Annotated in this window: 13 protein-coding genes; all 13 read left to right on the top strand. The window is 41.3% G+C overall.

The features are described 5' to 3' along the window. Window positions 1–149 precede the first annotated feature (149 nt). The 13 genes from FKN16_RS23510 (at window position 150) to FKN16_RS23610 (ending at window position 7,743) form a co-directional block, all read left to right on the top strand. Window positions 150–626 carry a GNAT family N-acetyltransferase gene (locus FKN16_RS23510; RefSeq protein ID WP_053339495.1) on the top strand — a complete coding sequence of 159 codons (477 nt, stop codon included), beginning with the start codon at window positions 150–152 and terminating at the stop codon, window positions 624–626. 139 nt (window positions 627–765) lie between these two features. Beyond that, on the top strand, window positions 766–1,236 hold the full coding sequence (locus tag FKN16_RS23520; RefSeq protein WP_170903661.1) for a hypothetical protein: 471 nt from the start codon (window positions 766–768) through the stop codon (window positions 1,234–1,236). 141 nt (window positions 1,237–1,377) lie between these two features. Next, complete coding sequence (locus tag FKN16_RS23530) at window positions 1,378–1,686, top strand: hypothetical protein (protein ID WP_045372057.1); 309 nt, start codon at window positions 1,378–1,380, stop codon at window positions 1,684–1,686. 146 nt (window positions 1,687–1,832) lie between these two features. Beyond that, window positions 1,833–2,396 (top strand): nucleotidyltransferase family protein, encoded by a 564-nt coding sequence (locus FKN16_RS23540; RefSeq protein WP_170903663.1) that lies wholly within the window; start codon window positions 1,833–1,835, stop codon window positions 2,394–2,396. A gap of 164 nt (window positions 2,397–2,560) precedes the next feature. Next, window positions 2,561–3,037: a GNAT family N-acetyltransferase gene (locus tag FKN16_RS23545; protein ID WP_170903664.1), complete on the top strand. Its 477-nt coding sequence runs from the start codon at window positions 2,561–2,563 to the stop codon at window positions 3,035–3,037. Window positions 3,038–3,764: 727 nt separating this feature from the next. Next, the gene (locus tag FKN16_RS23550; RefSeq protein ID WP_170903665.1) at window positions 3,765–4,055 is read left to right on the top strand and encodes a hypothetical protein; all 291 of its coding nucleotides are present in this window, start codon (window positions 3,765–3,767) and stop codon (window positions 4,053–4,055) included. Between the two features lie 188 nt (window positions 4,056–4,243). After that, on the top strand, window positions 4,244–4,501 hold the full coding sequence (locus FKN16_RS23560; RefSeq protein WP_005448240.1) for a type II toxin-antitoxin system Phd/YefM family antitoxin: 258 nt from the start codon (window positions 4,244–4,246) through the stop codon (window positions 4,499–4,501). After that, window positions 4,489–4,791, top strand: coding sequence for a type II toxin-antitoxin system RelE/ParE family toxin (locus FKN16_RS23565; protein ID WP_025548916.1), 303 nt, complete (start codon window positions 4,489–4,491; stop codon window positions 4,789–4,791). Before FKN16_RS23560 ends, FKN16_RS23565 begins: the two co-directional genes overlap by 13 nt. Window positions 4,792–5,103: 312 nt before the next feature. Further along, window positions 5,104–5,319, top strand: coding sequence for a hypothetical protein (locus FKN16_RS23575; protein WP_212756556.1), 216 nt, complete (start codon window positions 5,104–5,106; stop codon window positions 5,317–5,319). A 248-nt stretch (window positions 5,320–5,567) separates the two neighbouring features. After that, window positions 5,568–6,098: a GNAT family protein gene (locus tag FKN16_RS23585; RefSeq protein ID WP_170903667.1), complete on the top strand. Its 531-nt coding sequence runs from the start codon at window positions 5,568–5,570 to the stop codon at window positions 6,096–6,098. 125 nt (window positions 6,099–6,223) lie between these two features. Continuing rightward, window positions 6,224–6,649, top strand: a complete 426-nt coding sequence (locus FKN16_RS23590) for an N-acetyltransferase (RefSeq protein ID WP_170903668.1) — start codon at window positions 6,224–6,226, stop codon at window positions 6,647–6,649. A gap of 207 nt (window positions 6,650–6,856) precedes the next feature. Beyond that, entirely contained in the window at window positions 6,857–7,102 is a 246-nt protein-coding gene (locus FKN16_RS23600) for a hypothetical protein (RefSeq protein WP_017449587.1), read from the top strand. Between the two features lie 173 nt (window positions 7,103–7,275). Then, a complete protein-coding gene (locus tag FKN16_RS23610; protein ID WP_170903670.1) occupies window positions 7,276–7,743 on the top strand; it encodes a GNAT family N-acetyltransferase in 468 nt (155 codons plus the stop codon). Window positions 7,744–7,952: the final 209 nt, after the last annotated feature.

Consider the following 7,952-nt stretch of genomic DNA (forward strand, 5'->3'; position numbering starts at 1 on the left):
ATCGCATAACAAACTGTTCAAGAGGGATTCGCAACGCGTGGCATTTTCACTATGCGTTGATTTTAGTGATTAAGGTGGTTTGCGGCTGCTTTTGTATTGCGTTGCTCACCCCTTAACAGGGCGTTAGGTGCTTGAAGGAAAAGGTAAGTATGGAAATTGCTTTTCGGCAGATAAACATTGATGATTTCGAATTGTGCGTTGCTGCGAGAAAAGATGCATACTTTTGTAGTTTTGGGCATTGCGATGGTATCGACGACTTCATCAGTGGTTATCGTGAACGAGTCTTAGACCGGTTAGCAACATCAGGATGGTTCTATATCCATATATTTGTGGATGGTCAGTTTGCAGGGCAATTAGAGTTTCGTAGTTTTTCACCCGAGCCGGAGACTGGCTATGTGCATCTCATTTACTTAAAGCCGAATTTTCGTGGTTCAGGGCTCGCCCCAAAAGTGCAGGATTATATTGTAAGCACTTTGAGTAAAGCGGGTTGTTTGCGTGCTGTACTTTCAGTAAGCCGAACTAACCATCGCGCGCTCTCATTCTATAAGCGCCATGGTTGGGAGTTCGTGCGCAAGAATCCCAAGCACGATGAAACAGACTTTTACCAACTTTGGTTACGCACCTAACAAACTGTTCAAGAGTGATTCGCAACGCGTGGCATTTTCACTATGCGTTGGTTTTAGTGTTTAAGGTTGCATGCGGCGGCTTCGGTATTGCGTTGCTCACCCCTTAACAGGGCGTTAAGCATACAAGGAGGTAATATTCATGAGCAAAGAAACTATAAAATTTATCAAAGAGTTTTTAATAGTAGGGGTGGTATTGGTTGCTGTACTTTATTCAGCGACGACTGCTTGGAAAAACACTGAGAAACTAACAGAGTTAGAGTCAGACATGAAAGGGGTGAGGGAATCGTTGATCGCTCTAGTTCTTGAAGATAGTCCTAACAAAACTGACTTAGCTACTAAGTTGTTATCTAACGTTAGTGTTATAGAAGGATTAGATCAGTTTAACGAAGAAAAATATGAGTCAGCATTTACGCTCTGGTCTGAGTCTGCGCTAAGGGGGGATGAATCTTCCGCATTTGCAATATATGCAGCGAAAGTTAAATTGAATGAAGAAGTAGTTACTCTGCCTGAAGGTGAAAAACGAGACAGACTAATTGAAGCACTTAAAATTGCACCAGAAATCATTAAAAAAGATGGTGAATATATGTTATCAGCCCAAGTAGAAAAGTAAGCTTAACAAACTGTTTAAGAGTGATTCGCAACGCGTGGCATTTTTACTATGCGTTGGTTTTAGTGTTTAAGGTGGTATGCGGGAGCTTCGGTATTGCGTTGCTCACACCTTAACAGGGCGTTATACGTTCTTGAGGTTCATATGATTGGAATTATTGTAAAAACAGAATCAGAAATTGAAGACTTGCCAAAGGATTGGATTCCTATGGAGTTCAACCCTCTTAAGTTAAACCAAGTATTTGATAGTATTTTAGGCTTTATTCCAACTCAACAGCAGTTTGTGTACGAGAATGGAGAAGTCTTGATTCATTTCGATGTTGATAGTTTAAATGAACCAAGAGCTATCACTTTTAACTGCGTAATGTCTCAAGCAAACGCAGAGATTATTGAACTTTTGGCTATTGGACTGGCAGCCAGAGTTTTTGATAGCGAAAGCTGCAAGTTTATCTAGCCGGCAAAACGAACGTATAACAAACTGTTTAAGAGTGATTCGCAACGCATGGCATTTTTACTATGCGTTGATTTCAGTGTTTAAGGTGTTATGCGGTGGCTTTGGTATTGCTTGCTCACACCTTAACAGGGCGTTAGTAGGTCAGGATGAATAAACAAAAACTAAAGCATCTAATTCAGCAAGTTCCAGAATTGATCGAAACAGCTGAGATGTGCCAAGAAGTAGGGCTGCCAAACTTCTATATTGCAGGCGGTGCTATTACCCAAATCATCTGGAATAGTATCGACAGGAAACCGCTTCTTGCTCAAGTTAAAGACTTTGATGTTGTCTACTTCGATAGATCTAACCTTGTAACTGAAGATGAGTTCAAAAATCGCATTGGCTCGCGGTTGAGTCATAGTGTTGACGTTGACGTGAAAAACCAAGCATTAATACATGAGCGCTATTCTAAGAAGTTTGGTTGTTCCATTCAGGCATATGAGCGAGTTGAACAAGGTATCGAGTCTTGGCTTTCTGCCTTTGCTATTGCTATTGGTTTCACTCTAGATAGTGCAGGAAACATTAAATTGTTCACCCCCTATGGCTTAGATGATGCATTTAATATGTTGATCAAACCTAACAAAAAGGCAATGACAGAAACTAACTACAACAAAATGACCGATGGCTATAAGGCTAGGTGGCAGAAAGTACAGGTGCTCCCTTGGAGTTGACCTACTAACAAAGCGTTTAAGACGGATTCCCAACGCTTGGCATTTTTGGTTTACTTCGGCTTTAGTGTTTACGGCACAATACTTTAAGTGCAGTGGCCTGCGTTGCTCACCACTTAACGCGGCGTTATGTTGCGGTTCGAATATATCGTATTTAAAGGATTGATATGATTGTACTTAGAGAAATGCGGCAAGATGAATATCCAGATTATTGTCAGTATTTTATTGACGATTACAGTCAGGAAATTGCCGAAAATTATGGTCATTCTTTAGATCTTGCTATCGAGTTGGCAAAGAAAGACTTGCACCGTTGTTTTCCAGACGGGCTTGAAAGTAGTGAGCATTCTCTACTATGTATTGATGCTGAAATCGACGGTAAAATGAAGCTTGTAGGTTATCTCTGGCATTCAGTGAAAATTGAAGATAAATCTACATTTATTTATGATTTTTATATTTCAAATGATTATCGAGGCTTTGGCTATGGGACTCAATCAATCTCAGAGCTTGAAAATCAGTTGAAATCTAGTGGTATTAATCAAATTAAACTGAGAGTGGCTTATCATAATGAGCGTGCACTTAAGTTGTATAAAGACGTTGGTTTTGAAATTACAGGTTTCAATATGTCAAAGAAGATAGGCGAGTAGCCTCAACATAACAAACAATTTAAGCGTGATTCCCCACGCTTGGCATTTTTGGTTTGGGTCTAGTTCAGTGTTTACGGTGTCTAAATTGAGTGTCGTGGCAGCGTGGCTCACACCTTAATTGGGCGTTAGTTGCCAACGAGAAAAGCGCAGCTAAATCAGAATGTTTAGGGCTAATGTCCGTGTGTTTTTGACTAGGTTTTCTTATTTCAATTTTTAGTTATTTGGGTTTGCGAAAATCGAGCTTTGGTTTCTTGTGTGGTTTTTCTGTTTCAGAAGGCGATTCACTCGTTGAGAGTAAGCTCTGTGATATTGTCATTTTCAAATGAGCTTTTTGGTGTTGTTAGTCTGTTTTCTACGGCGCTGCATATTCCAAGTGGTTTCAGTGACAGGCGCTTTGAAACTGCGCCTGATTTAAGTTTCTTAAAACACATAAAGCTGGTGTTGGCAAAGCGGTAATTAACACCAAATCAAAGCTTTAAGTTTGGCAACTAACAAAGCATTCAAGAGGGATTCACAACGCTTGGCAGTTTTGGTTTGAATCAGCTTTAGTGTTTACGGCACAATGGTTTAGTTTGGGTGGTGGCGTTGTTCACCCCTTAATGCGGCGTTATGCCACAAGAGTAAATCTGTAAATGGAGTTGTATGAAATCATCATTAATAAAAAGTGGTGCCGGGTTTGAATTTCAATATAAATTCGGCTGCGAGAATGTGAATGGAGTTCTAACCAGTGCTGAATTGGATAGATGGAAATCTAGTTGTATCTACAGACTTAAAACCTATAAGCAACAATCAGCGCGACGACATGGGTATGCTTCTTCGTCACATAGAGTCTGTAACAGATATAGTTGTCCACGAATCACAAATTAAAAAGAACTTGCTTAGTTATTGCCGCAATCACAACGAAAAGTTTGATAAAAAGCAGTTAAAAGTTAAATTCTCAAGCACCGTTACCCATATATTTAACGTTGAGCTTCGCTCGGTAGATAGTGATGGTGTAGGTTTTAGCATTGTGGCATAACAAACAATTTAAGAGTGATTCAGCACGCTTGGCATTTTTGGTATGCGGTAGTTTTGGGTGTTGAAGTGCCATGCAGCGGCTTGGTCATTGCGTGCTTCACACCTTAATTGGGCGTTAGCCGTCATGGAGCTTGCTATGCTCAAAGTGATAGAATAGTATCACTTTAGTATTCCTTTGGAGCAGCTCTCATGAAAGTAGAACTAGTTACATCACTCAAACGTCAAGCAACTAAGATCCTCGCCGATCTCCACGACACCAAAGAACCAGTGTTAATTACTGAGCATGGTAAGCCATCCGCGTATCTCGTTGATGTTGATGACTACGAGTTTATGCAAAATCGTTTAGCTATTCTTGAGGGTATTGCACGAGGTGAGCGTGCACTAGCTGACGGTAAAGTGGTAAGTCATGATGAAGCCAAGGACAAAATGTCAAAATGGCTGAAATAATCTGGACTGAGCCAGCGTTATCTGACCTCAACGATATCGCTGAATACATCGCACTTGAAAATATCGTAGCTGCAAAGCAGTTAGTGCAAACGATCTTCTCCAAAGTCGAACGCCTACAAACTTTCCCAGAGTCAGGTCGTATTCCACCCGAGCTAGAACATTTAAGTTATCGTGAAGTTGTCGTTAATCCATGTCGTGTTTTCTATAAACAAGACGGTGACAAAGTGTTTATTCTGTTTGTTATGCGTGCAGAGAGAGATTTGCGTAAGTTCTTGTTGAGTAAGCAATAACCTTTGGGAATGAGCGGCTAACAAACTGCTCAAGAGGGATTCGCAACGCGTGGCATTTTTACTATGCGTTGAATTTAGTGGTTAAGGTGGTATGCGGCGGCTTCGGTATTGCGTTGCTCACCCCTTAGCAGGGCGTTAGTTTGCAAGAGGAAAAACGCGCCTATATCGCAAGAACTAGTGATAAAAGCTTAAAGTCGAAATTGTCTTATCGGCATTCAATTTCAGTGTTAACTTGCGTGGTGTAAACTCAAAATTGGTATCGTTTCAACGGGTGATTTGTTCTTTGGTGCGGCGACTTTTGGGTTAACTGAGTTGAACTTTTTTGCTGAAACTCTGCTCGTTGAGCTTGTTGGTATAAATGCCGATCTACTCGCTGAAATGACGCTTTCTTTGGTGTGGCAAGTTCCACGTGGTTTCAGTGACTTTGTTGAAAGTCCGCATTGTGAGATTGGTTTCCCAAAAGCGCTTTTTGGTGTTGTGAGTTCGTTTTCTGCGGCGCTGTTTGTTCCAAGTGGTTTCATTGAGTAGCCGCTTTGAGGCTACGCCTGACTTAAGTGCATCAAAACACATAAAGTTTGTTGTTTGCAAAGTTTAAAATAACGTAAAATCAACGCTTTGGGTTTGCAAACTAACAAACTGCTCAAGAGGGATTCGCAACGCGTGGCATTTTTACTATGCGTTGGTTTGAGTGATTAAGGTGGTTTGCGGCGGCTTTTGTATTGCGTTGCTCACCCCTTAGCAGGGCGTTAGTTTGCTTCAAAGAATAGGGAAGTATCGTGGAAGAAAAACGAATCAGTATTAGACCAGCAAAATCAAGTGAACTGGAATCAATCCATGCTTTGGTTACTTCAAACGATGCATGGACTCAGTTTAATGGTCCATATTTTCCGTACTCTCACCCTTCATTAAAGCAGTTTGAAAAGTCTTCGTTTCAACGGTTGTTAGCCGGCTCAGATTTACAGTTAATCACTGTCGATGATACTCCGATAGGGACAGTCAGCTGTTATTGGGAATGTGAAGAAACTCGTTGGCTTGAAGCTGGTGTGGTGATCTACGATTCCAAATTCTGGGGGCAAGGTATCGCTGCGTTGGCTCTTCCTCAATGGATATCATACTTGTTCGAAAATAACACAATCGAAAGGGTCGGTTTGACAACATGGTCAGGCAATCCGCGCATGATGTCTCTGGCGCTAAAGTTGGGTTTTCAACAAGAAGCAAGGCTAAGAAAAGTACGTTATTATGAAGGCGAGTATTACGATTCAGTGAAATATGGGGTGTTGCGTTCGGAGTGGCAAGAACGCAACTAACAAAGCATTTAAGAGTGATTCGCAACGCTTGGCAGTTTCGCTTCGCTCAAGTATAGCCAAGCGCAGCTCACACCTTAATGCGGCGTTATATTGCCCCGATAAATTCTGCTATTTAGAGCTTTAAAATGATAAGAAAGTACAACGAAAATGACATGGATTCAGTTCTTGAAATTTGGCTTAAAGCGTCAGTTAAAGCTCACGATTTCATTTCGGCTAAGTTCTGGGAATCTCAAGTAGAAAACATGCGTAGCATCTACATTCCAGCTTCAGAAACTTACGTTTACGAAGCTGAGTCGAAAGTAGTCGGCTTTTACGCACTGTATGAAAATAGCCTAGCTGCTATATTTGTCTCTCCTGAACTTCAAGGTAAAGGCATTGGTAAGCAACTATTGAGTCATGCTAAAACTCAGAGGGCGGAATTGAGTCTTTCTGTATATAAGGAAAATCAGGCTAGTTATCAATTCTATTTGTCTCAAGGCTTCAAAGTCGTGAGTGAGCAATTGGACGAGCACACTGGACATCCAGAGTACACAATGAGTTCGGGCATATAACAAACTGTTTAAGAGTGATTCGCAACGCGTGGCATTTTTACTATGCGTTGATTTTAGTGTTTAAGGTGGTATGCGGCGGCATCGGTAATGCGTTGCTCACACCTTAACAGGGCGTTATAGCTTATAGATCAAGTAACTAATGCAAACTCAATAGTATAGTGTGGTTTTATTCGAGAATTACCGAAGTAACTTCGAGGGGCTTGTGAAATGTTGGGAACAATTCTTTTATTAGGCATGATTGTATGTGGTTATCTAAACCTAAGTTTTTGGATTTTAGTTCCAGCATCTATCGTTGCAGCGTTTATCGGTTTGCACTTTCCTTCAGGCAAAGCTGAGATGATCAAAGCAAGAGGGATGTATTGGTCTACCTTTTTCGGGTCTATTCCTTTACAGGCAATCTTATTGTCCATTTTGTTTGGTGCTGGATGGGGGTTGAATGCGCTAATCAACTAGTTGTAGGTCCCGCTATAACAAATTGTTCAAGAGTGATTCGGCACGTGTGGCATTTTTACTATGCGTTAGTTTTAGTGGTTAAGGTGGTATGCGGAAACTTCGGTATCGCGTGCCTCACACCTTAACAAGGCGTTATGTGCTTATGAGGAAAATTGACATAGGCCAACCTTGATTTGGCCCCATTATTAGCAAGTTATGCGAAAGAATGCCTAGAATCGGGTATTCCAAAATATTCGGGTGTGGAGCAAGATCCGACAGCTTATTTGTCAGGTTTGGTCGAACGTTCAAAGGCAATCTCCGAGTTACCCAAGGGATATTTACCTAGCACAACTTACTATTGTGTATCGAACTCCGAAATTTTAGGTGCAATCCGAGTTCGCAAAGGTACTAATGCCAACGTAGAAAATGTCATTGGTCATATTGGCTACGAAACTAGACCGTCAGCTCGTGGTAAGGGTGTAGCCTCTTTTCTGCTTGCTTGGGTGCGAGACCATGTTGTCACTGATTCAGTTATTGTTACTTGCTCAATTGACAATCCCGCATCTCAAAAGGTCATCGCAAACTGTGGTGGTGAATACCTCGGTAACTACACAGATGAGAGTGAGGGTGCGGTAAGGCGCTATCGTTTAGCACGCACATAACAAAGCATTCAAGAGTGATTCGCAACGCTTGGCAGTTTCGCTTCGCTCAAGTATAGCCAAGCGCCGCTCACACCTTAATGCGGCGTTAGAGTTCATGATGAAAGGAGTAAACAATGTTAGATTTACCAAAAAGTATTCAGGTTTTATTTAGTAATAATCCTAAATTAGCTGAGTTAGTCCCAAACCCTATTGTTGTTGCAAATACTTCA

The organism is Vibrio sp. 11-4(1), assembly GCF_013048625.1.
Lineage (GTDB): Bacteria > Pseudomonadota > Gammaproteobacteria > Enterobacterales > Vibrionaceae > Vibrio > Vibrio diabolicus.